Origin of the sequence: Flavobacterium sp. Leaf82, assembly GCF_001422725.1 — a bacterium.
GTDB lineage: Bacteria > Bacteroidota > Bacteroidia > Flavobacteriales > Flavobacteriaceae > Flavobacterium.
The window spans coordinates 544468-567516 of sequence record NZ_LMMA01000032.1 but is presented as its reverse complement, the minus strand read 5'-3'; the positions used below and the strand labels follow the sequence as shown (position 1 = coordinate 567516).

The following is a 23049-nucleotide window of genomic DNA, read 5'->3' as shown; positions in this document are numbered from 1 at the left end:
GGCGATTTTAATTGTGGAGTTCCTGGTGTGATCCTTCCTCCGTCAGGATGACAAACTATATAAATATTAATGCCTATAAGCTAACATATAGGCATAAAAAAAGCCGGACAACGGCATGAAAAGCGTTGTCCAGCTAACAAATTGAGAAACCAAAATCAATTTAATTAAATTATAAAACAAAGTAAGCGTTGTTTTCCGCTTTTTTAGGCTCAGGCTGAAGATGGAATTCATTGATGATATCAAATTCGGTTTGGTATTCGTTCAGCATTTGCGTGATGTTCTTTTCAATCGTATTGGCAATAGCCGTCACGGGTGTATCTGTGGCTCTGTTTTCGAATGGATCCTGCAAGTGAATTGCCATTCTTTCGATCAGGAAAAAAGCTGCTGCAATCGCGGTAATTAACGGAATCGCAAACCAACTAAGCACACTAATTAATCCAAAAGGCAATAACAAAATAAACAAACACAATGTTAATCGAATGTACATACTGTAAGTTGTTGGGAAGATCGTGTTTTTAATACGCTCACATTTACCCATTTCATCGCACAATCTCGATAATGTATTGTCAATTTCTACTTGTTGGTACATATTAATACGTTTGTCGTTTTTAGCATTTCGCAGATCTCTTCCGTGCAGTAATAAAATAGCATTAGGTATGTTTTGATGATTTTTTACAAAACGCATTTCTTCTTCGCTGATCAAACCCTCAAGTGGTTTTAGGGCATCTTTATTTCGTAGGGATTGTCCTAAACTGTAGCACCATGCAATTTGCCTTTTTGCAAAATTTTCTTTGAATTCATTTGCTTCTACAGAAAAATCAGGATCTTTATAAAATGTCAAAACTTGCCTGATCAGTGTTCTGGAATCATTAACAATTGCGCCCCAGACAATTCGTGCTTCCCACCATCTGTCATAAGCCTGATTGGACTTAAAAGCTAATAATAAGGATATAATTGTTCCAATCATCGTTGGTATTGCAATTGGAATATCTACAGGAAGATTGATGAAATAATTGTGAAAAACTTCAAATAGTATGGTGTATGCCAATACTAGTGTAATTTCTACTTTAATTTTCCCGAGAACGTACTTCATTGGTATTCTTTTCTTTAATAACATATTTTTCGGTTTAAAATTAAACTTGTGTGTGTTTTAGCAACATTTGGCTTTATGCCATTTCTTCGTAAAGTGACAGAACCGGAAGTCCTAATTTGTCGTTTAGGTTTTCTGTTTTCTTTTTCTTGAATTTGATTTTTTCGCCTTTGCGGGTTTCTACCAGCAAATCGATATCATATTTCGAAATAGCTTCTGATAAATGAGGTGCAAAATTTTCGTTGTTATCTTCAAAACTGGAAGTCTGACTTACAATTTCGAATGAAAAATTGGCACTCAAAAATTGCTGTACATCTTTTACATGCATATTACCGTTTGCATTTTCTATATAAAGTGCTTTATTAAAATCTTCTTTATATTGCTCTGAACCCAAATGTAATATTGGACATTTTTGATTTCCCGCCAATTGTACTACATATTGATGAATTCTTTTTGTTTCCTGTTTATATGAATTGGTAAGAATCATTAATTTTACAGAGAAAACATCTATAATACGTTTAAAAATTGGGGAAGAAACTCCGTATTGATTGTGTACTTTTATTTTGCAGTTTGGAGTATGATCTATAATATAACGACAGGTATCAAGTACAATTTCCTGACTTGCAGTAAGTCCGGTACGCATTTCGCGTAAATAACCTGACGATGAAAAAGTATCTGGAGCATCAGAAACCATCATTAAAATGATTTCACAACCTGATGATTTTGATTGACTAATTGCTGATTTTACAGCACAAATAGTATCATCTTTTAAAGTGGTAGGGATTAGGAAATTTTTCATATGTATAATCGTTTAGTTTATACATACAAAATAACTCTACCAATATTAGAAGGGTCTTAATATAAAATTAGAAGTTTCTAAGATTCAACATTAGATTTTTTAATGTTGCTTTTCTTTATTTTCGATTTATTGAAAACAATAGTCACAATAGTTCCTTTGTTTTGCTCTGACTGAACCTGTATTTCTCCGTCATGCATTCGTATAATTTTTGAAGCCAAAGGAAGTCCTAAACCATAACCAATATATTTTGTTGCTATTTTTCCTCTAAAGAAAGGTTCATACAAATGCGGAATATCTTCTGGCGGAATACCAATACCTATATCGTTAATAGCGATTTTAATCATTTCCTGATTTGCAGAAAGTGTTACAAACACTTCATTGTTATCAGAATATTTTACACCGTTTGTAACAATATTATTAATTGCTAACTCTAACAGAGGTTTATTGCAGGGTATTAGTAACAGATTAGAATCTTTTGGAGCAAAATTAAATTTCATACTCACACGGTTGTCTGGATAAATTTTATCAAGATCAGATTTTACATCCATTAACAGTTCGTCTATTCTGGCAATATCCAATACTTGTTTTTTGCCGTCGTAACCGGTTTGTGTCAACTTTAGTAAACTTTCGGTTAAGTTTCCTAATTTTGAAGCCTGATTGTATATGTTCTCTAAAGACTGAACATATTCTGAAACTTCTCTTTCTTTCAAAAGCATAATTTCAGACTCGGCTATAATTGTTGTTATTGGTGTTTTTAATTCGTGTGAAGCATTGTTTATAAAATTAGCCTGAATTTCAAATGAGGTTTCCAAACGATCCAGCATATCATTAAATGTCTCAGTAAGATCTGAAATTTCATCTGAATTTTTTACTTCGGGTAATCTGTTATGAAGATTTGATGCACTAATTCTATTTACTTCTCTGGTAATTCTTGCTACGGGATTAATGACTCTTTTTGCCAAAAATCTTCCTAGAAAGAAAGCCAAAAGTATAAAGGCTATACCTCCAAAAATTAAAATTTTTGCAATAAAAATGGTGGTTGTTTTTCCTCTGCGGTCTCTTGCTCCAACTATTACAATGTATTTTTGATTGTTTTCATTAAAAACCTGACCTAAATAATATTTGCTGTTTACTTCAAAATAATCTTCTCCGGTTCTTAATACATTGGTATAAAACTCGTTTGGTAAATTTAAATTTGTATTGTAATCAAAACTGTTGGCGCTGTTTATTTTAAGAACAAACTCTTCTTCTTCGATAAGTTCTTCAAGTCCATTTTTTTTTAACTCGCTGTAATACCTGCTTTTTTCAGGATCGTTTTGAAAATGGATAGATGCTACGATTTTAGCTCTGTCTTCTAATCGTTTTAAGAAGTGATATCTGTTATTTTCACGAAACAGGACAAAAACGATAACACACAATAATAATGTACTAAACGTAGAAAGAGCTACATAAGTAAAAGTAATTTTTTTTCTTATATCCATTTTATGGCTTTATGACATAACCTAAACCTTTCATGGTATGAATAAGTTTGGTTGCAAAAGGTTTATCTATTTTTTTTCTTAAATATGTAATATAAACATCTACAACATTTGTGTTCATATCAAAATTAATATCCCATACATTGTCTAAAATCTGATCACGAGAAACAATTCGTCCGGTGTTCTTGGCTAAATAATAGAGCAGTTTAAATTCCTTTGCGGTTAAAATTATAGATTCGCCATTTCTTTTTACTGTTTTGGCTCTTGCATTAACTTCTAAATCGCCCACTATTATACTATCGATTCTTTCGGTTTCCTGATGTGCTCTACGGTTTAAAGCGTTGACTCTTGCATCAAGTTCTCCAAATTTAAAAGGTTTAACCAGATAATCATCTGCGCCGGCATTAAGTCCGGTTACTATATTTTCTGAAGTTCCCAGAGCTGTCAACAACAAAACAGGAATAAAATTCTTGTTGGCACGCAATCTTCTGCAAATTTCAATTCCGTTAATATCCGGTAACATTACGTCTAAGATCACAACATCAAAATTATAGTTATGAAGCATTTCTAAGGCTGTTGTACCATCCATAGCGACACTAACTTCGTTGTTGTTTTCAGCAAATCCTTTGCGTAAAATCGATAAAAGATTTGGTTCGTCTTCGACTATAAGTAATTTCATTTTGATAAATGTATGAATAACAAAAATAAGGATTGCCATCAAAAATATAAATCACAATAGTTATAAATTATGATTTAATTATGAACAATAGCTTTTAGCAACCATAAAAAAAAGCATTCACGAAGAGTAAATGCTTTTTATGTTTTTAAGAGTGATTTGTTGGGGATCTCAGATTAATTTTTGAAGTTAAAACTTAAGACTGCTCCTAGTCCAAACTGGAAAGTAGAAATATAATCATCAACTGCAACTGGTCCGTACCAATATGTCCAATAATAACTTTCCCCAACTGCTGCTGACATCGATTGTAAATAGGCATTAATATTTACAGAAACTGATGAAGCAGTTTTAATTTTTACACCGCCTTTAACATCCCAGGCAAAATAAGTACCACTTCCACCCTGAGGTGTTTCTACAATTCCAACTCCAGCTCCAGCCCCCAAATAAGGCAATAAATTTGATCCTGTATCAAAATAATGGGTGAAATCTGCTAAAATAAAATTAAAGGCACCTTTATCGTTTCCAGCATTTACCTGAATACCGGCTTGATCGTAAAAGGGGATTTTAGTATCTGTTCTTTGGTATTTTAATTCGACCGAATTGTTTGTAGAGAAAAAATATTCAAAACCTGCTCCATATTGAAAACCATCTTCAATAGTTGCAGAATAACCGTCATAATCTAACTTATCTGAAAAGTTGTAACCTCCATACAAGTTAAGAGAAAAAGATCTGGCATCCTGGGCATTCATCCCTATCGCCGACATGAAAACAACTAATAATAAACTGTACTGTTTCATAATGTTTGTTTTTGAAAGTTAATTGAATATCAAATTTAAGTTTTTTCTTTCTCATATTATGATTTAATTATGATAAAATTCTCACATTTAAAAATATAACTATTTGATAATTAATTTTTTAAATTCAGAAACTCTCGCCGGCATTCAAATAAAATCCTTTCGAATTATTTCCCCAGGCATAATCAACAATTAGGTTTGTCCGGGTTTTTTTATCAATTAAAATACGCAAGCCTATTCCCACAGCAGGCTGAACTGATTTAAACAAAGAGGTATTACTATCGTCATTACTTGCGGTGACAAAATTGGTAAAAACAGTTCCGCTAAACATTTGGTCACAGGTAATTGGAAACCTGAATTCTGTTGAAAGATAAATTAAACCGTTTCCTCTAAACAATCCTTGTGTATATCCTTCTCCGCTTCGGCTGCGCTGATCCCAACCAATTGCAGGTAAGTTTAAATACGGAACTTTTCCTCTGGTTACAAATTGTCCGTAAGTCCAGAGCGCTAAAATATATCTGTCGTTCTTGCTCGAAAGTGGTATAAAATGCCGATATTCTGCATATAAAACATTGCTGTAATCCTGATTATGGAACAAAACCGGATTAAAACGATAGTTGATATTAGCAAACCATCCGCGAGTAGAGTTAACCTGATTGTCGCGGGAATCATAAACTAAATTGAGACTTACTCCAGTTAAAAAATATTCTAAATCATTAAAACCGTGTTTTTGGCTATACGTATAATGATAGGTATATTTTCCGTTTTCTATATCCAGATTTTTATCTTTTATACTCGAATACCAATCCAGATTTATTCCTCCTCCAACATAGAAATTATTGTAAACCTCAAAAGATACGGTTTGGTGAAATTTAAAATAATCGTAATCCATAGTTTGTGCAATAGAATCAATACTAAAATTATTCTTCTTGCTGTGATGGGGAATATTATTGGTTCCCAGTCCATAATTAGGCTGTGAGAAAATGTACAACCGATAATCTCCACTTAAAAAAATCCTGTTGTTCCGGAGCAAAATATTATTCTTGACATTTACAAGCCATTGTTTCTTTGCCGTATACGTTATACCAAGATTGGCAATAGAATATTTATCTGATTCTAGTTTTCCTTTAAAAGTATATTGTGCTACTCCGCCAAAAAAAAATCCGGTAGCAGGCTGAGAACCAATCGCCGGAATAACTAAGAAAAAATTGTTTTTTGTAGGCTTAACTACATAAGCAGAATCTTTCTTTTTAAAGATTTCTAAAATTGTTCTTGGAGGACATAATTCCGGATTAATAGATTCAGTCTGGGCAATAGAGTTAAATGCAATAAAAAAGAGTAACCCGAAGATTTTATATTGATAATGAAAATAATTATTTTTTAAAAAACTGATCATTTTAAAATTTTAATTTTTCTATATAACACTCAATCACTATGTAAATATATACCTAATTTTCAACAATTTACATAAATAATTATTTTAAAAATTAGTAATACAGCCACAAAAAAAGCCGCCAATAAAATTGACGGCTTTATAAATATAGCAGGATAAATATTTTATTTCGTAATAAACTTAGGATTGATCAGGTTGTCTAATGAATAAATTTCATCCCATTTTTCCTGAGTGATTAATTTTCTCTCGACAACTACAATATCGTGAACACTTTTATTCATCTGCAAAGCTTCACCTGCAATACTGGCACTAACTTCGTAACCCAAAATTGGATTAAGCTGAGTAACGATTCCAATACTGTTCATTACCATATTGTAGCAATGATCTACATTCGCAGTAATTCCTATAATACATTTATCGATTAAGGTTTGAATTGCATTAGACAAATAATCTAACGATGTAAACATGGCAAAAGCAATTACAGGTTCCATTACATTCAATTGTAATTGCCCTGCTTCTGCTGCCATTGTAACGGTTAAATCCTGACCAATTACATAAAAGCAAGTTTGATTGACTACTTCCGGAATTACAGGATTCACTTTTCCGGGCATTATTGAAGATCCGGGCTGACGCGCCGGTAAATTAATTTCATTAAGACCAGTTCTTGGTCCTGAACTTAATAACCTTAAATCATTACAGATTTTAGAAATTTTTACCGCTGTTCTTTTTAACGTTCCCATAATTTGAACGTAAGCACCAGTATCGACCGTAGCTTCAATTAAATCCGGAGAAAGTGTTAACGGGATTCCAACTTCTTTGGCTAAATAGTTCACACAAATTTCAGGATATCCTTCTGGTGCATTTACTCTTGTACCAATTGCAGTAGCTCCCATATTGATTTCTAAAACTAAACTTTGAGCGTCTTTTAATCTTTTTACATCTTCGCCTATTGTAGTGGCATACGATTTAAATTCTTGTCCTAAAGTCATGGGAACTGCATCTTGCAATTGTGTTCTTCCCATTTTCAAAACACCTTTAAACTCTTCTCCTTTTGCAGCAAAAGCAGTTTCTAATCCTTCTAATGTTTTAATAAAGCTTTCCATTTTCAGGTAAAGCGCAATTCTAAAAGCCGATGGATAAGCATCATTTGTAGATTGAGAACAATTGACATGATTATTGGGATGCAAAAAATTATATTCTCCTTTTTTATGTCCCAGATATTCCAGACCAATATTTGCAATAACTTCGTTAGCATTCATATTTACAGATGTTCCGGCTCCTCCCTGAATTAAATCGCTTACAAATTCCTGATCAAACTTGCCTGCAATAACCTGATCACTTCCATAACAGATTGCTTCGGCAATTTTAGGATCAAGAGCTCCACAATCTTTGTTTGCTAATGCCGCAGCTTTCTTAACATATCCCAAAGCTCTGATAAATAGAGGTTCTTTTGAAATTGGAATTCCTGTAATATTAAAATTCTCCACAGCCCTGAAAGTCTGGATACCATAATATAAATGACCGGGAATATCTAATTCTCCCAGGAAATCATGTTCTTTTCTTGTTGATCCCATATAATATAGATGTTATGTTTTTAAACTAAAATCAGTGTAAAGCTACAGTAAAGTACTATTATAATAAAGTATTTTAAATCAAAATTTAAGCACTTTAGTACTCAATTAATGAGACGTAATTATTATCTTTTCGGTCTTAAATAATCCTCAAAAATTAACTTGAAAAAAGAGTCTGAATATTTCCTTGATAAAGAATACAATAACATCACTTATGGTAGAGATGATGCTAATTTTAAGGATTTTGAATGTTGTATTTTTAATAATTGTAATTTTTCTGCCTGTACTTTTTTAGCAGTCACTTTTATTGATTGCGTTTTTAATGATTGTATTTTTAATGAGGCAAAAATCAATTATGTAGCTTTTAGAACTGCTACTTTTAATCGATGCGAAATTAAAGAAGTAAATTTTGCAATGTGCGACAAACTCATATTTGAAGTTCATTTTTACGATTGCATTCTTGATTTTTCTAAATTTTATACTTTAAAAATAAAAGGAACCACTTTTACCAATTGTAGTTTAGTTGCGGTAGATTTTATGGCAACCGATCTAACAAGTGTACTTTTTGATAATTGTGACTTATATCGTTCAGAATTTGATAAAGCAATAGCCAACAAAGCCGATTTTAAAACCAGCTATAATTATACCATCGATCCATCAAAAACTAAATTGAAGAAAGCTGTTTTTGCATTAAAGGAGTTGAAAGGATTATTATTTAAACATGATATAATTGTGAGTTAAGTCCATAAAAAAAGCCAGTCGAAAACTGGCTTTTTGTTTAATATATTTTTAAATCTATAACTTTTAAAATTTTCCTTTTTTATAAAATTGTTTACCAACTCTATTTATATGATTTATCAAATCAGGATTTTCAATGTTGTCAAAAACTATTAGATCAATAAAATTAGGTATAAATAGTTCTTCTAATTTATTTTCAATCTGCTGTAAAGTTGATAAATCGATCGCTTTTCCTTTTATTGCTAAATCAATATCTGAATTATCCCTGTAATTACCTTTAGCCCTGGAACCGAATATTATAACTTCTTCAATATTAGAATATTGTTGAAATACTAAATTAATTTTAGTTATATAAATTGAAGAAAGCCCAAAAAAACTCATAAGATTAAATTAGTTTGTTCACCACTTCTTTTTTCTTCCATCATTCTTTGAAAATTCAAAAATAATTGAAAATAGTCATTAATGATTTTACCAAATATTTCATTTGCAATTTCCTCGTTGTAAGTATGAGAGGTTTTATTACGACTCTGAATCATATCCATCCATATATCAGCATTTCCAATTATTTGTAATCTAAAAGCTTCTCTAGTCGCGTCTCTAGATCCTCCAACTGTAGAGTTACCTTGAAAAAATGCATAATCTTTCATAACGTTCCAAGCCAATTCATGAGTATATTCAAATCTTTGAATTAGTCCTTCTTTTATCAATTCTTCAACAACATCTTCTAAATTTTCGGCATCTAATTCATTTTCATCATTTAAATAATTATGTTTTATATAATTTACAGATTCTTCCAACTTCAATACTGCTTTATTAAAATTAGATAATCTTTGTTCCCATCTTATATCTTCCATCTTATTTTTTATTCAAAGTTAGCTTTTTTATAATTTAAAGAAACTACAATTTTCATTTAGACTTTATACTTTATTATTTCTTTTAAAATTTCTTTTCCATCACATAATCCTCCATCAAATAACCGTTTCCAATTTCAATATTTACTTCTTCAGCAACTTCAAAACCAATCTTTTTATAGAATCCAAAAGCAGAATTAAATCGGTTTACATTTAAAAGTAATGCTTTTGAATTATTATCAATAGCTAATTTTTGAATCTCATCAATAACTTTTTTACCAATTCCTTTTCCTTGTGTTTCAGGCATAAGGTATATTTTATGAATCTTGGTTATTGCTTCTCCTTTATATTGATGCTCAATACCTATAAATCCTAAATTAATTTCATTTTCTGAAATTAAATAAAACAATTGCTCTTTCTTATTATATTGGTTCGTTAAAGCTTCATCAGAATAAATGAGATCGAGCATGTATTCTAATTGTTCTTTTGATAAAATTTCTCCGTATGTAATTGGCCAGGTTGCATGCGCAATTTCCTGAATTAGTTTAATATCATTTAATTTTGCTTCTGTAATCGTAATCATGATTGTATTTGAAATATTTCTTATTTAGTAAAAATTTGATTTTCCTGTTCGCTTACTCTTATAAAAGTAGTGCGTTTGGTTAGTTCTTTTAATCTCGAAGCACCAACATAGGTACAAGTGCTTCGCAAACCTCCTAAAATATCCAAAATAGTATTGATAACCTGACCCTTAAAAGGTACTTCAACAGTTTTTCCTTCGCTTGCTCTATATTCTGCAACTCCGCCAACATGTTTGTCCATTGCCGTTGTAGAGCTCATTCCGTAAAATTGTTTGAATTTTTCGCCGTTTATTTCGATGAGTTCTCCTCCGCTTTCAGTATGTCCTGCAAGCATTCCGCCCAACATAACAAAATCTGAACCTGCTCCAAAAGCTTTAGCAATATCTCCGGGAGTGCTGCAGCCTCCGTCACTTATAATATGTCCGCCTAAGCCGTGAGCAGCATCTGCACACTCTATAATAGCCGAAAGTTGTGGATATCCAACGCCTGTTTTGACACGAGTTGTACAAACAGAACCTGGACCAATGCCTACTTTTACAATATCTGCTCCTACCAATAATAATTCTTCGACCATTTCGCCTGTAACTACATTTCCGGCAATAATAACTTTATCTGGATATTGTTTTCGTATTTGTTTTAAAAACTGAACAAAATGCTCCGAATATCCATTTGCAACATCAATACAAATAAATTTAAGTAAAGGATTTGCTGTAATTATTTTACCAATTTTTTCAAAATCATCAGCTCCGGTCCCGGTACTAATAGCAATATAATTGTAGAAATCAGGTGTTACATTTTTTAAAAATGCATTCCATTGCTGAAGTGTATAATGTTTATGAATGGCAGTAAAAAGTTTTTCTTTTGCTAAAACCTTCGCCATTTCAAAAGTTCCAACTGTATCCATATTGGCTGCCATAATAGGAATTCCTGTCCAAATTGCAGTACTGTGCAAAAATTTAAAATTCCTCTCCAGAGAGACTTCAGATCTGCTTTTAAGCGTAGATCGTTTTGGTCTTATCATTACATCTTTAAATCCTAATTTCAGATCAGTTTCTATTCTCATGGCTCTAAATTTTCGTTACTCTCAAATATAGGAAATTTTAGATTGCTGTCCCGAAGCTTCGGGATAGATTTTAGATTATTAAAACTTTACCGTTAATTTTGGCACGCGGATGATACGGATTTGCTATCGCGAAGACGCAGATTTATACGGATTTTTTATTTTTGAAATACTCTTATTGGAGCGCGTTTCTCCCGATAACTATCGGGATCGCTCAACGTGACAAACTAAAAACTGAGACTGCGACTGTCCTGAAAACTAAAAAAACTGAAAAACTGAGACTGAGACTGGAAACTGAGACTGGAAACTGAGACTGAAAACTAAAACCTACCCGTGAATCGTTTCTCCTTTTCCGTAGTTTGTGATGATTGATTCTTCGTATGCCAGCCATTCTCTCCAACGCTTTTCAACATCGATTCCTACTCCGTATTTACGGGCGTAAGTTATAAATGTTGTGTAATGTCCGGCTTCGCTTTCCATTAAATCTCTGTAAAAAACAGACAATTCTTCGTCCTTAATATTTTCTGATAATACTTTAAAACGTTCGCAGCTTCTGGCTTCAATCATTGCTGAGAATAATAATCGTTCTACAAGACCTGAAACGCGACTTCCGTCTCCGCTCTTTTTCATGTACAAATACAATTCGTTTACGTAATCGTCTTTGCGCTCGCGTCCTAGTTTTAATCCTCTTTTGATGATGATATTATGAACTTGCTCAAAATGGTCAATTTCTTCTTTGGCTAAAGCCAATAAATCTTTGACCAAATCCTGATGTTCTGAATTATTAGTAATAATTGTAATCGCGTTTGTTGCTGCTTTTTGCTCGCACCAAGCGTGATCTGTCAGGATTTCTTCAATATTTTTTTCTACAATATTTACCCATCTTGGATCTGTTGGTAATTGTAATCTTAGTACGCCCATTTCTTATAAGTCTTAAAGTTGTAAAGTCGAAAGTTGTAAAGTCAAAAAAAGTCGAAGATCAAAACTAAAATAGAATTTTACATTCTATTTCAAGACTTTCGACCTTCGACTTTAAGACTTTATGACTGATTTTTAGTATACGAAAATTGGTCTTTCGCTCATCATTTCATTTACTTCGTTTGCTACTTCTTCGATAACAGCTTCATTGGTATGATCAGCAAGTACTTTATCGATAAGTGCTACGATAGTTTCCATGTCTTCTTCAACTAAACCACGAGTTGTGATTGCAGCTGTTCCTACACGAATTCCTGAAGTTACAAATGGTGATTTATCATCAAATGGAACCATATTTTTATTTACAGTGATTTCTGCTTTTACTAATGCGTTTTCAGCTTCTTTACCGGAAATATTTTTATTTCTTAAGTCAATAAGCATCATGTGGTTATCAGTTCCTCCAGAAATAATTTTGTATCCTCTTTTTACAAAAGCATCTGCCATAGCATTTGCATTTTTTTGCAATTGCATTGCATATGTAAAGAACTCATCTTTTAGCGCTTCACCAAAAGCAACAGCTTTAGCAGCGATAATATGCATTAAAGGTCCGCCTTGGTTTCCCGGGAAAACAGCAAGATCTAATAATGAAGACATCATTCTGATTTCTCCTTTTGGAGTTTTTAAACCTTGTGGGTTTTCGAAATCTTTACCCATCAAGATCAAACCTCCGCGTGGTCCACGTAAAGTTTTGTGTGTTGTTGTAGAAACAATATGACAATGAGGAATTGGGTCATTCATCAATCCTTTTGCAATAAGACCTGCAGGATGAGAAATATCAGCAAATAAAATTGCTCCTACGCTATCAGCAATTACTCTGAAACGCTCAAAATCCATATCACGAGAATAAGCTGATGCTCCTGCGATGATTAATTTTGGTTGCTCTTTTGTTGCAATTTCCTGAATTTTATCATAGTCCAAACGACCTGTTTCAGCATCTACACCGTAAAAAACTGGCTTGTATAAACGACCTGAAAAATTTACCGGAGAACCGTGCGTTAAGTGACCACCGTGAGATAAGTCGAAACCTAAGATAGTATCACCAGGATTTAAACATGCATGGTAAACTGCAGTATTTGCCTGAGAACCTGAGTGAGGCTGTACGTTTGCATATTCAGCACCAAATAATTCTTTAGCTCTGTCTATTGCAATTTGCTCAATAACGTCAACTACTTCGCAACCGCCGTAGTATCTTTTGCCAGGATATCCCTCTGCATATTTATTAGTTAAAACAGAACCAGCTGCTTCCATTACCTCATCACTTACAAAATTCTCTGAAGCGATAAGTTCTAATCCGTGAATTTGTCTGTCTTGTTCCTCTAGTATAAGGTCAAAAATTTGTTCGTCGCGTTGCATTTTTTCGTTTTTCGTTAATTTCCTGCAAAAATACAAAAAAACGTTTGTCAAACTGCTAGATTATGATATATTTGACATACAATTTTTCAACAAATAATTAACATTCACATGCCAATAACCGCTAACGATACCAAAAGAAAATCATGGTTAGAAGTGCCAGAAAATAGCGACTTCCCTATTCAAAATATTCCTTTCGGTGTATTTCTTACCAAAGAAAATGTCGTTACAGTAGGAACACGAATTGGCGACTACGCTATAGATTTAGGGGCTCTACAACAATTAAACTATTTTGCAGGAATAGATTTAACTGATGATATGTTCATGCAAGACACGCTTAATGATTTTATTTCTGATGGAAAAAAAACATGGCGTTTAGTTCGAAATCGCATCGCCGATATTTTCGACGAAACCAATCCGCAACTAAGAGATTCAACAAAAGATCGAGATATTGTTATTTTTAAAATCGACGATGTAGAAATGCAATTGCCTGTTTTAATTGGTGATTACACTGATTTCTACTCCAGTAAAGAGCACGCTACAAACGTTGGCAAAATGTTTCGCGATCCTGAAAATGCCTTATTACCAAACTGGTTACACATACCTGTAGGTTATCATGGCAGAAGTTCTACTATTGTTCCGTCCGGAATTCCGGTTCACAGACCAATGGGACAAACTTTACCGGCTGGGGAAAAATACCCTGTTTTTGGACCGTCTCGTTTAGTAGATTTTGAATTAGAAACAGCTTTTATTACAACTGACGTAAATATAATGGGAGAAAATATCCCAACTTACGAAGCCGAAGACTATATCTTCGGAATGGTTTTATTAAATGACTGGAGCGCACGTGATATTCAGAAATGGGAATATGTGCCACTTGGACCGTTCTTGGCTAAAAACTTTGCAACATCAATTTCTCCGTGGATTGTAACTATGGATGCTTTGGAACCTTTTAGAACTAAAGGACCTAAACAAGATCCGTCGCCATTACCTTATTTACAAACTAAAGGTAAAAAAGCATTTGATATTCATCTTGAAGTTTCTATTAAGCCTGAAGAAGCTGAGGAAACTGTGGTTTCAAAATCAAATTTCAAATATTTATATTGGTCAATGAGCCAGCAATTAGCACATCATACTTCGAATGGTTGTCGTGTAAATTCTGGTGATATGATGGGTTCAGGGACTATTTCTGGTCCAACTCCGGATAGTTTTGGTTCTATGTTAGAATTGACCTGGGGAGGAAAAAATCCGATAAAATTAAAAGATGGAAGCGAACGTAAATTCATAGAAGATAACGATACCGTTATTATTAGAGGTTTCTGCGAAAATGCTGAAGTAAGACTTGGATTTGGCGAGGTATGCAGTCAATTATTACCTCCTTTTATCAGACCATGAAGAGCAGATAAAATATCTGAAGATTTATAAAATAGAAAACCTTGTTATCGCTAACAAGGTTTTTTTTATGGTTTAAATGTCCAAAGTTGCCGAGGCACAAAGTTCTTTTCTTATTTTATGTTATTTAAAGTAAAGACAAATGTTACTTTTAATACTTTACTTTGCGAGGCTTAGACTTCGCTCAGCCTGACAAAATTAAATAATAAAAAATATATTTACTCCAAAACTACTTTTACCCAAACCAAACGATGATCCGAACTTGATTCTCGTTTTTCAACCAATTCTGACATTGGTTCGCCTTTGGCAGGCCAGAACACACCACTGTTAACAAATTTAAAACCAAGTTTAGAAGGCAATACATAATCAGCACGCATTCTCCAAAAAGCAGTATGGTTAATTCCGAAAGGATTTTCAGGAGTATATTCAGCACCACCTTTACTAGCAGGTGTAAAGTCGCTATTAATTTTCGGACTGTCTATTAAAGACTTTATACCTTCTCTAATGGCGTTTCCTTCAACTGGTGATGCATTTTGATCACCCATTATGACAAATCGAGAATCTGGAGACAAACCACCTTTTACTCCTTTATCATCATAAATATACGAAGCCGAATTGTCTGAAATATAATCTCTCCAGAATCGGATTTCATCATGATTTCTTTTCCCATTTCGATCTTCATCACCATCAAAAGTAGGAGGAGTTGGATGACTGACTAAAACATGAACTATTTTATTACCAATCTCTACAGGAACATCCCAATGAGATTTTGAAGATAATGGAAATTCCTTCCATGCTTTCTTACTATACCAATCTGATCCATCTGCTTTTTTAGTAAGCAATGCTCCTGGCATATCTTTCCATTTAAAATGCTGAAAAGTACGAACTGCCTTAACATCAATAGGATATTTAGATAAAAGCATCATCCCATATTGGCCGGGATACATTCCAAATCCCCATGCATCATTCCCAAAATTATTTAATTTTCCATCATTGTTTAAATCGTAAGGACTTGGCTGGCCAGTATTCACTGTCGAATAATAGTAATAAGGATAATCAATAGCAGCCACTCCGCCCTGGCTCACATTCAGGTAATTTTTGATGAATGCCTTCACTCCAAGTTCAGGGTCTTTAATATAATCGAATTCATTTAACAGAATAACGTCTGGTCTAACGGTCTGAATAATCTGAGCAATATTTCTGATTTGAGTATTATGGCCTGAATTAAGCTGATAAATCAATATTTGCTCCGATTTTCCCATTGCGCCTTTCGGAGAATAATTATCAGATTCCATACTCACATTGTAGGTAGCAAATGTAAGTTCTGGTTTTTCCTGCGACTCTGACTGTGAAAATAAAGCTCCGGAAGAAAGCACGGAAAGGATAAAAAACATTTTCTTCATATAAAATTAAATTTGCATTTCTGCATTGTTGAACATACGAATATAAGAAGGATGTTGGGACACATAGCAAGCCCGTCTGTTAAATATACAATAAAAAAAAGCTGCCACTTTTGGTGACAGCTCAAATGATATAAGAAAGTCTCTGTATACCTGATAATTTTATCACAGATTAATGTAACTTTTTTTTTATGCAGGAATCTGTTGGCTTAAACAATGTAATGTTCCAAATCCCCAGATAAAATCGATACAGTTTATTCCTATTACTTCTCTGTCAGGGAAACATTCTGCTAATATGTTTAATGCAACTCTGTCATTGCTATCATTAAAAGTAGGTACTAAAACACATTTATTCAAAATCAAGAAGTTAGCATAACTTGCGGGCAATCTTAAAGTTTCAAAATCAACACGTTTTGGCATTGGCAAAGCTACAATTATTGGCGATTTTCCGTCTTCTAATTTTGCATTTTGCAAACGTTTCAAATTATCTTGTAATGGTTTGTAATTGGCGTCATTTTTGTCTGTTTCAACAATTGTTACAATCGTATCTTCATTTACAAATCGGCATAAATCGTCGATATGACCGTGAGTATCATCACCTTCTATTCCGTCTCCAAGCCAGATTACATTTGTAACGCCAAGATATTCTTTAAAAACAGCTTCGTAATCTTCTTTGGTAAAGTTTTTATTTCGAACCTGAATTGTTGGGTGCATTAAACACTCTTCAGAAGTTAATAAAGTTCCTCTTCCGTTTACATCAATTGCTCCGCCTTCTACAATTACAGGTTTTCCTTTGTAGATTACTTGTGTTAAGGGAACATCAATAAAATCAGCTATTTTAGAAGGTACAAATTTATCTAATTGATAATTTTTGTATTTAGCCCAACCATTAAAATTAAAATTTAAAGCTTCTCTTTTCGAACCATTTTTTACAATAATTGGTCCGGAATCGCGCATCCAGCTTCTGTTTGTTTTATGAATTATAAAAGATACATTCGCAATATTTACGCGGGCTCTCTCTAACATTTCGGCAACTTTTTCTTTTAGTTTTTCATCGGCTACGACCAAAAATACAGTTTCAAAAGTGGCTACTTTTTTTATAAATTCTACAAAAGCCCATTGAACTGCTTCGTATTTTCCTGGCCAATCGTTACCATTATGCGGAAAACACAATACAATTCCTTGTTGCTTCTCCCATTCTGCTGGAAATCTTCTATTATTTGTTGACATAAAGAGGTTCTAAATTTGAAAGTGTACAAAGATAATCATTCAAAAGGATTATAAAATAGCACAATCAAAATCATATCCTATTTAGATTAAATATCTGATAAAATTTAAGTTAAAGATTAAATAATACAGCCTTAATATACGACGGAACTATGCTAATTACTTTTGGCAAAACTAAAAAAAAACACAAAATGAAAAAACTACCTATCTTATTATTAGCATCTTTATCTATTATGGTAAGTTGTAATAATGATGAAAACTCAAACAGTCAGGAACCTGAAGTTGTTGTAAATGAAAATCCGGGAACTTTTAAAGAAATTGGTTCTGTAACTATTGGAGGTGAAGGTGCTGCAGAAATAACAGCTTATGACGAAAAAACAAAAAAACTTTTTACAGTAAATAATAGTGGAACTAATCAGATCGATGTTATTGATTTATCTGATCCAACAAAACCAACAAAAATTGGCAAAATAGATTTAACTCCATATGAAGGAGCTTCAAATAGTGTTTCTGTTTTTGACGGAAAACTAGCAGTTGCCTTAGAATCAACGGTAAACAAACAAGGAAACGGAAAAGTAGTTATTTTTAATACAACTGATTATAGTTTGATTAAACAAGTGACTGTTGGCGCATTACCTGATATGGTTACTTTTTCGCCTGACGGAAAATATATTATGACGGCTAATGAAGGAGAACCAAATACAGATTATTCTCAAGATCCAAACGGAACAATTTCTATTATTGAGGTAACTAATAATTATATTGTTACTACTTTAGATTTTGCACCTTTTAGCAGTCAGGCAGTGGCTTTGCAAAAAGAGGGTTTCAGAATTTCAAAGTTTGCCAAAAGCTTTGCTCAGGATATCGAGCCTGAATATGTGACTATTTCTGATGATTCTAAAACTGCCTGGGTAACATTGCAGGAAAATAATGGGGTTGCAAAAGTAGATTTAACTTCTAAAACAATTACAGCTATTTATCCTTTGGGTTTTAAAGATTTTAATACTGCTGAAAATGCAATTGATGTTTCTGATAAAGATGATAAAGTAGCTTTTAATCCCTGGAAAGTAAAAGGTATGTTTATGCCGGACGGGATCAGCCACTTTTCTGCAAATAATACTCCGTATTTTGTTACCGCAAATGAAGGTGATTCAAGGGAGTACACGGCTTACTCAGATATTAAAAGAATGAAAGACATGAAACTTGACGCGACTGTTTTTCCTGATGCTGCAACTTTAAAATTAGAAACGAATTTAGGAAGATTGAACCTTATTGCTGATATGGGCGATACCGACGGTGACGGTGATCTTGATGAAATGGTTGCTTTTGGAGCACGTTCTTTCTCGATCTGGAACGGAAATACAGGAAAAATTGTTTACGACAGTAAAAATGATGCTGATAAAAAAACGAATGAATTAGGAACTTATGATGATAAACGCAGCGATGATAAAGGTTCTGAACCCGAAGCGGTAGTTGCTGTTAAGATGGGAAGTCAGAATATTCTGTTTGTTGGATTAGAAAGATCAGATTCTTTTATGACTTATGATATTACAAATCCTGCTTCGCCACAATATTTGCAAACTGTAAAAACAGGAGACGCTCCAGAGGGAATATTATTTATTCCGGCATCTAAAAGTCCAACCAAAAGAAGTTTGTTAGTAGTTAGTAGTGAGGGAGATGGAACAATCAAAATCTACCAACCGGATTTAAAATAACCTTCATATTTACATTTTTAAAAAAGAGCTAAAAAATAAATTTAGCTCTTTTTTTTGCTCCAATCTTCTGATTATTTTAACGTATTTACATAAATAAAACCCAAAAGGTGGGAATTATGTAAGACCGGATAGAACACATTCTAAAACTCGTAGTATAATTTTGTCCAGAGTTTAAAAAGAAAAACTCTTAATAATCACAATTAAATTAAAATTTGGATATCATGAAAAAGAAATTAGCTTCAGTATCGCTCTTACTATTAGCATTTGCTGCAAATGCACAAAATATGGCAACAACGTCAACTCAGCCAGCAATTGAAAAACCTGGTTATAACAAATGGTCGATTGAATTGAATGGTGGTTTAAATAAACCAACGAGAACAATGACAACTGGTTATTCTACTGAAACTGTAAGTCCGTTTCACGCAGACTTAGGTGTAAGATATATGTTTAACCCAAAATTCGGTTTAAAATTTGATGTTGGTTATGACCAATTTCAGGAACGTGATAACACGCCTGACTTCGAAAGCAAATATTACAGAGCAAGTGTACAAGGGGTTATTAACCTTGGTAGAGCTTTGAACTTTGAAACCTGGACAAACACTTTTGGTTTATTAGCACATGGTGGTTTTGGTGTTTCTCAATTAAGTTCTGACAAAGGTTTTGACGGAAAAGATTACATGGGTCATGGAATCATGGGATTAACCGGACAAGTTAGATTAAGCAATAGAATTGCTTTAACCGGAGATTTAACCGGTATTGTTAACGGAAGACAAAATCATAATTTTGACGGAAAAGGTGTTCCAACAACTGGTTCTTTAGACGGAGTATTATTAAATGCTTCTGTTGGTTTGACTTTCTACTTAGGTAAAAACGAAAAACATGCTGACTGGTATTCTGAAGAAAACGAAAGATTAAACAAATTAGAAGACAGAGTTACTACAATCGAAACTAATCTTATTGATACTGATAAAGATGGTGTTGCTGATTTGTACGACTTAGAACCTAATACTGTTTCAGGAGTTGCTGTAAATACTAAAGGACAATCTATTGATAACAATCAAAATGGTGTTCCGGATGAATTAGAAAGCTATTTAGACAAAACTTATGTTAAACAAGGTAGCCAAACTGCAACAAACAATACTGTTGAAGAATTGATTAATGGTGGATATGTTAATGTTTATTTTGACTTTAACTCTTCTAAACCAACAAATGCTTCTTTATCAGGTGTTGATTTCTTAGTGAAATACTTGAAAAACAATCCAGGAAAATCTGCAGATATCATTGGGTATTCTGACGAAATTGGAAGTTCAGATTACAATACTGAATTATCAAGAAAAAGAGCTGAAGCTGTGAAAAAAGTAGCTGAAAATGCTGGAATCGATGCTTCAAGATTAAATATAATCGCAAACGGTGAAGATACTTCTGTGAATAAAAATTCTAAAGAAGCTCGTCAAATCGTAAGAAGAGTTACTTTTAAAGTAAAATAATCTAATTATATATTTCTAAAAATCCGCTTCGGAATATTCTGAAGCGGATTTTTTTTGTTTAAAGAAAATAAAAAAGGACGAAATATAAATTTCGTCCTTTTTTTGTATTTATAAATTGACTGAATTAATCAATTGCTCTTTTTGTAATATCTCCAAAAGCATCAATTCTTCTGTCTCTGAAAAATGGCCAGTTCTGACGTACATTTTCTTGTAGATCCAAATCAACTTCGGCAATTAGAATTTCTTCCTGATCGTGAGAAGCCTGCGCTAAAATCTCACCTTGAGGTCCTGCAATAAACGAAGCTCCCCAAAACTGAATTCCTTCTGTTCCTTCAATATATTTTTCTAAACCAATTCTGTTTGCAGCGGCAACAAAAACTCCGTTTGCAACAGCATGACCTTTCATAACGTTCATCCAGGCTCCGTATTGGTTTTCGCCATATTGTTCTTTTTCTTTTGGATGCCATCCAATTGCTGTTGGATAAAACAATACCTCAGCTCCTTTTAAAGCTGTAATACGTGCTGCTTCCGGATACCATTGATCCCAACAAATTAGGGTTCCAATTTTTCCTTTTTTAGTTTCAATGGCCTGAAAACCTAAATCTCCCGGAGTAAAGTAGAATTTCTCATAGAAATGAGGATCGTCCGGAATGTGCATTTTACGGTATAAACCAGCTTCTGTTCCGTCAGTATCAATGATGTAAGCGCTATTGTGATAAATTCCAGCCATTCTTTTTTCGAAGAAAGGAACAATAATAACTACTCCTAACTCCTTTGCCAATTCACTAAATGCAATAAACGAAGTACTGTATAGTGGTTCTGCTAAAGCAAAATTGTCTACATCTTCGCTTTGGCAAAAATAATGACTGCTATATAATTCGGGTAATAAAATTACTTCGGCACCCTTATTAGCTGCATCTTTTACCCAACTGATACATTTTTTAAGATTATTTTCGGCAACGTCATTTAGATTTAACTGAATAACGGCGATTTTATATTTTCTTTTCGGCATGACATAAATTTTAGAGTGCAAAAATAGTAATTTTTAAAGGAATGGCAAAGTGTGTTTCACTACTTACTATCATAAAAAAAGAGCTTAATAAGCTCTTTTATATCTGTTTTACAGAATCTCTTTTTGTTGAAAATATTCTGGCAACATAAACAACTTCTTTCTCTTCTATGTATAATATTTTATAATCTCTAACGATAATTCTTCTAAATTCGGATTCAATTTCATCTTTCCGATACTGTTCTACAAAATGAATACTTTTCGTACTATCTAAAATATCATTTTTTACATTTATTACACCTTGAAGTGATTTCTCTTTGTAATAATTATATATTGTTTTTAATTGATCTTTAGCTGTATTAGTCCAAATTACTTTCTTTACTTTAATCATCTACCAATTTTCAGATTCTTTTTCTAAATCATCCTGTGAAATAAATCCTCCTTTTTGAATCTCTAATTTTGCATTAGCTACTTCTGCTTGGTAAGTACTTCTTGTAATTGGTTTTCCATCAACTGAAAAAGCCACTATTTCTTCTTCCTGGTAACTGTCAATAACTGCTTTCACAACTTTTAAAAGACGTTCATCTGCAGTATTTATATATTCTAAAATACTATCTCTTAACTCTAAAGCTCCCATAATTATAATCTTTTAATAACTCAAAGATAGTTATTTTGACTTATTCCTTTTTAAATAATTATTTATAAAATCTCATCAGATAGATCTTCATAAAAAAGAAAACCATTCTACATCAATTTAAAAAAAATTAAATCTTTGTAAAATGGTTTCATAACTTACCTTTTATCAAGCTGGAATCTGATTATTCAATAACCACTTTTGTTGTTATGAATTCCTTATCTGATTTTTTGAATTTGATTTCGAAAGTTCCTTTTGCTGCTGATTTGAATTTGTAGACTGTCTTTTTAGGATCCGGAACTTGTTGGGTACAAACTCCTGATGGATATTTTGCTTCTACTTGTAATCCTTTCTCTGTTCCGATTGTGGCTTCTGAAATTTTGCTAAATTCTCCGCAAGCGTTGTCTACTATAAATGTTACATCATAACTTAGTTCTTCGTTTACTTTTCCTGTTGCGGGACCTTTTACTTCGGTTACCAATGCCACTTTTGTAGTCGCATCTGGTGGAGTTTCTTTATCGTCATCATTACTGCAAGAAATTAATGCTGTTACTAGAAATAATACTACAAAAACTGATTTAAATTTAAAATTTTTCATATAAAATAATAATTAATTGTTATACTATGAAGATGTAAAGCAATTACTTTGGTTGCTTTATGCATTTGTTAAATAAATAAACAAAAACACTAAACAATTACAAATCAGAATTTTAATCGAATAAAAAAAATTACGTAATAACAGTTATTTCTTATGAAATTGAATTTTTATTTCATAGCCCCGATAGAAACGATATCCTTTTTAGCCGTTTTTTTAACGGATAAAAAGATA

The 23049-nt window shown here is 32.9% G+C and carries 23 protein-coding genes; 4 read left to right on the top strand and 19 right to left on the bottom strand.

Features of this window, described 5'->3' with window-relative positions:
• Positions 1-169 precede the first annotated feature (169 nt).
• The 7 genes from ASF10_RS16995 to aspA form a co-directional block, all read right to left on the bottom strand.
• Positions 170-1117, bottom strand: a complete 948-nt coding sequence (locus ASF10_RS16995; protein WP_056251512.1) for a bestrophin family protein — start codon at positions 1115-1117, stop codon at positions 170-172.
• A 49-nt stretch (positions 1118-1166) separates the two neighbouring features.
• Positions 1167-1889, bottom strand: a complete 723-nt coding sequence (locus ASF10_RS16990; RefSeq protein ID WP_056251509.1) for a hypothetical protein — start codon at positions 1887-1889, stop codon at positions 1167-1169.
• A gap of 77 nt (positions 1890-1966) precedes the next feature.
• The gene (locus tag ASF10_RS16985) at positions 1967-3370 is read right to left on the bottom strand and encodes a sensor histidine kinase (protein WP_056251505.1); all 1404 of its coding nucleotides are present in this window, start codon (positions 3368-3370) and stop codon (positions 1967-1969) included.
• Position 3371: 1 nt separating this feature from the next.
• On the bottom strand, positions 3372-4046 hold the full coding sequence (locus ASF10_RS16980) for a response regulator transcription factor (protein ID WP_056252236.1): 675 nt from the start codon (positions 4044-4046) through the stop codon (positions 3372-3374).
• A gap of 173 nt (positions 4047-4219) precedes the next feature.
• Positions 4220-4840, bottom strand: a complete 621-nt coding sequence (locus ASF10_RS16975) for an outer membrane beta-barrel protein (protein ID WP_056251502.1) — start codon at positions 4838-4840, stop codon at positions 4220-4222.
• A 124-nt stretch (positions 4841-4964) separates the two neighbouring features.
• Positions 4965-6233: a BamA/TamA family outer membrane protein gene (locus ASF10_RS16970; RefSeq protein ID WP_056251498.1), complete on the bottom strand. Its 1269-nt coding sequence runs from the start codon at positions 6231-6233 to the stop codon at positions 4965-4967.
• Positions 6234-6394: 161 nt separating this feature from the next.
• A complete protein-coding gene (aspA, locus tag ASF10_RS16965; RefSeq protein ID WP_056251495.1) occupies positions 6395-7804 on the bottom strand; it encodes an aspartate ammonia-lyase in 1410 nt (469 codons plus the stop codon).
• A gap of 159 nt (positions 7805-7963) precedes the next feature.
• Between aspA and ASF10_RS16960 the strand changes: the two genes are divergently transcribed.
• The gene (locus ASF10_RS16960) at positions 7964-8542 is read left to right on the top strand and encodes a pentapeptide repeat-containing protein (RefSeq protein WP_056251492.1); all 579 of its coding nucleotides are present in this window, start codon (positions 7964-7966) and stop codon (positions 8540-8542) included.
• Positions 8543-8605: 63 nt separating this feature from the next.
• Here ASF10_RS16960 and ASF10_RS16955 read toward each other — a convergent pair whose 3' ends face one another.
• The 6 genes from ASF10_RS16955 to glyA all read right to left on the bottom strand — a co-directional run bounded on the left by ASF10_RS16955 (position 8606) and on the right by glyA (position 13359).
• On the bottom strand, positions 8606-8920 hold the full coding sequence (locus tag ASF10_RS16955; protein ID WP_056251489.1) for a nucleotidyltransferase domain-containing protein: 315 nt from the start codon (positions 8918-8920) through the stop codon (positions 8606-8608).
• Positions 8917-9393: a nucleotidyltransferase substrate binding protein gene (locus ASF10_RS16950; RefSeq protein WP_056251487.1), complete on the bottom strand. Its 477-nt coding sequence runs from the start codon at positions 9391-9393 to the stop codon at positions 8917-8919. The genes ASF10_RS16955 and ASF10_RS16950 overlap by 4 nt, the downstream gene beginning before the upstream one ends.
• An 82-nt stretch (positions 9394-9475) precedes the next feature.
• Positions 9476-9973: a GNAT family N-acetyltransferase gene (locus ASF10_RS16945; protein WP_056251482.1), complete on the bottom strand. Its 498-nt coding sequence runs from the start codon at positions 9971-9973 to the stop codon at positions 9476-9478.
• Positions 9974-9993: 20 nt separating this feature from the next.
• The gene (locus tag ASF10_RS16940; protein WP_056251478.1) at positions 9994-11034 is read right to left on the bottom strand and encodes a GMP reductase; all 1041 of its coding nucleotides are present in this window, start codon (positions 11032-11034) and stop codon (positions 9994-9996) included.
• A 324-nt stretch (positions 11035-11358) separates the two neighbouring features.
• Complete coding sequence (locus tag ASF10_RS16935; RefSeq protein WP_056251475.1) at positions 11359-11952, bottom strand: tRNA-(ms[2]io[6]A)-hydroxylase; 594 nt, start codon at positions 11950-11952, stop codon at positions 11359-11361.
• Between the two features lie 132 nt (positions 11953-12084).
• Positions 12085-13359 carry a serine hydroxymethyltransferase gene (glyA, locus tag ASF10_RS16930; RefSeq protein WP_056251471.1) on the bottom strand — a complete coding sequence of 425 codons (1275 nt, stop codon included), beginning with the start codon at positions 13357-13359 and terminating at the stop codon, positions 12085-12087.
• Positions 13360-13467: 108 nt separating this feature from the next.
• Between glyA and fahA the strand changes: the two genes are divergently transcribed.
• The gene (gene fahA / locus ASF10_RS16925; RefSeq protein ID WP_056251468.1) at positions 13468-14751 is read left to right on the top strand and encodes a fumarylacetoacetase; all 1284 of its coding nucleotides are present in this window, start codon (positions 13468-13470) and stop codon (positions 14749-14751) included.
• A 215-nt stretch (positions 14752-14966) separates the two neighbouring features.
• On the opposite strand, the gene ASF10_RS16920 is transcribed toward fahA, so the two are convergent.
• Positions 14967-16151: an endonuclease/exonuclease/phosphatase family protein gene (locus ASF10_RS16920; RefSeq protein ID WP_056251466.1), complete on the bottom strand. Its 1185-nt coding sequence runs from the start codon at positions 16149-16151 to the stop codon at positions 14967-14969.
• A 186-nt stretch (positions 16152-16337) separates the two neighbouring features.
• The gene (locus ASF10_RS16915; RefSeq protein WP_056251463.1) at positions 16338-17378 is read right to left on the bottom strand and encodes an agmatine/peptidylarginine deiminase; all 1041 of its coding nucleotides are present in this window, start codon (positions 17376-17378) and stop codon (positions 16338-16340) included.
• Positions 17379-17566: 188 nt separating this feature from the next.
• Between ASF10_RS16915 and ASF10_RS16910 the strand changes: the two genes are divergently transcribed.
• The gene (locus ASF10_RS16910; protein WP_056252234.1) at positions 17567-19090 is read left to right on the top strand and encodes a choice-of-anchor I family protein; all 1524 of its coding nucleotides are present in this window, start codon (positions 17567-17569) and stop codon (positions 19088-19090) included.
• A gap of 221 nt (positions 19091-19311) precedes the next feature.
• Positions 19312-20577, top strand: coding sequence for an OmpA family protein (locus tag ASF10_RS16905; protein ID WP_056251461.1), 1266 nt, complete (start codon positions 19312-19314; stop codon positions 20575-20577).
• Between the two features lie 124 nt (positions 20578-20701).
• Here ASF10_RS16905 and ASF10_RS16900 read toward each other — a convergent pair whose 3' ends face one another.
• The 4 genes from ASF10_RS16900 to ASF10_RS16885 form a co-directional block, all read right to left on the bottom strand.
• Positions 20702-21589, bottom strand: a complete 888-nt coding sequence (locus ASF10_RS16900) for a carbon-nitrogen hydrolase (protein WP_056251458.1) — start codon at positions 21587-21589, stop codon at positions 20702-20704.
• Positions 21590-21686: 97 nt separating this feature from the next.
• Positions 21687-21977 (bottom strand): type II toxin-antitoxin system RelE/ParE family toxin, encoded by a 291-nt coding sequence (locus ASF10_RS16895; protein ID WP_056251455.1) that lies wholly within the window; start codon positions 21975-21977, stop codon positions 21687-21689.
• Positions 21978-22223, bottom strand: coding sequence for a hypothetical protein (locus ASF10_RS16890; RefSeq protein WP_056251451.1), 246 nt, complete (start codon positions 22221-22223; stop codon positions 21978-21980). It abuts the gene before it with no gap.
• A gap of 181 nt (positions 22224-22404) precedes the next feature.
• Complete coding sequence (locus ASF10_RS16885; RefSeq protein ID WP_056251448.1) at positions 22405-22818, bottom strand: hypothetical protein; 414 nt, start codon at positions 22816-22818, stop codon at positions 22405-22407.
• Positions 22819-23049: the final 231 nt, after the last annotated feature.

Excerpts from the sequence above, each read along its gene's own strand:
- ASF10_RS16995 (WP_056251512.1), bottom strand. The coding sequence starts at position 1,117 with ATGTTATTAAAGAAAAGAATACCAATGAAGTACGTTCTCGGGAAAATT.
- ASF10_RS16990 (WP_056251509.1), bottom strand. The coding sequence starts at position 1,889 with ATGAAAAATTTCCTAATCCCTACCACTTTAAAAGATGATACTATTTGT.
- ASF10_RS16985 (WP_056251505.1), bottom strand. The coding sequence starts at position 3,370 with ATGGATATAAGAAAAAAAATTACTTTTACTTATGTAGCTCTTTCTACG.
- ASF10_RS16980 (WP_056252236.1), bottom strand. The coding sequence starts at position 4,046 with ATGAAATTACTTATAGTCGAAGACGAACCAAATCTTTTATCGATTTTA.
- ASF10_RS16975 (WP_056251502.1), bottom strand. The coding sequence starts at position 4,840 with ATGAAACAGTACAGTTTATTATTAGTTGTTTTCATGTCGGCGATAGGG.
- ASF10_RS16970 (WP_056251498.1), bottom strand. The coding sequence starts at position 6,233 with ATGATCAGTTTTTTAAAAAATAATTATTTTCATTATCAATATAAAATC.
- aspA (WP_056251495.1), bottom strand. The coding sequence starts at position 7,804 with ATGGGATCAACAAGAAAAGAACATGATTTCCTGGGAGAATTAGATATT.
- ASF10_RS16955 (WP_056251489.1), bottom strand. The coding sequence starts at position 8,920 with ATGAGTTTTTTTGGGCTTTCTTCAATTTATATAACTAAAATTAATTTA.
- ASF10_RS16950 (WP_056251487.1), bottom strand. The coding sequence starts at position 9,393 with ATGGAAGATATAAGATGGGAACAAAGATTATCTAATTTTAATAAAGCA.
- ASF10_RS16945 (WP_056251482.1), bottom strand. The coding sequence starts at position 9,973 with ATGATTACGATTACAGAAGCAAAATTAAATGATATTAAACTAATTCAG.
- ASF10_RS16940 (WP_056251478.1), bottom strand. The coding sequence starts at position 11,034 with ATGAGAATAGAAACTGATCTGAAATTAGGATTTAAAGATGTAATGATA.
- ASF10_RS16935 (WP_056251475.1), bottom strand. The coding sequence starts at position 11,952 with ATGGGCGTACTAAGATTACAATTACCAACAGATCCAAGATGGGTAAAT.
- glyA (WP_056251471.1), bottom strand. The coding sequence starts at position 13,359 with ATGCAACGCGACGAACAAATTTTTGACCTTATACTAGAGGAACAAGAC.
- fahA (WP_056251468.1), top strand. The coding sequence starts at position 13,468 with ATGCCAATAACCGCTAACGATACCAAAAGAAAATCATGGTTAGAAGTG.
- ASF10_RS16920 (WP_056251466.1), bottom strand. The coding sequence starts at position 16,151 with ATGAAGAAAATGTTTTTTATCCTTTCCGTGCTTTCTTCCGGAGCTTTA.
- ASF10_RS16915 (WP_056251463.1), bottom strand. The coding sequence starts at position 17,378 with ATGTCAACAAATAATAGAAGATTTCCAGCAGAATGGGAGAAGCAACAA.
- ASF10_RS16910 (WP_056252234.1), top strand. The coding sequence starts at position 17,567 with ATGAAAAAACTACCTATCTTATTATTAGCATCTTTATCTATTATGGTA.
- ASF10_RS16905 (WP_056251461.1), top strand. The coding sequence starts at position 19,312 with ATGAAAAAGAAATTAGCTTCAGTATCGCTCTTACTATTAGCATTTGCT.
- ASF10_RS16900 (WP_056251458.1), bottom strand. The coding sequence starts at position 21,589 with ATGCCGAAAAGAAAATATAAAATCGCCGTTATTCAGTTAAATCTAAAT.
- ASF10_RS16895 (WP_056251455.1), bottom strand. The coding sequence starts at position 21,977 with ATGATTAAAGTAAAGAAAGTAATTTGGACTAATACAGCTAAAGATCAA.
- ASF10_RS16890 (WP_056251451.1), bottom strand. The coding sequence starts at position 22,223 with ATGGGAGCTTTAGAGTTAAGAGATAGTATTTTAGAATATATAAATACT.
- ASF10_RS16885 (WP_056251448.1), bottom strand. The coding sequence starts at position 22,818 with ATGAAAAATTTTAAATTTAAATCAGTTTTTGTAGTATTATTTCTAGTA.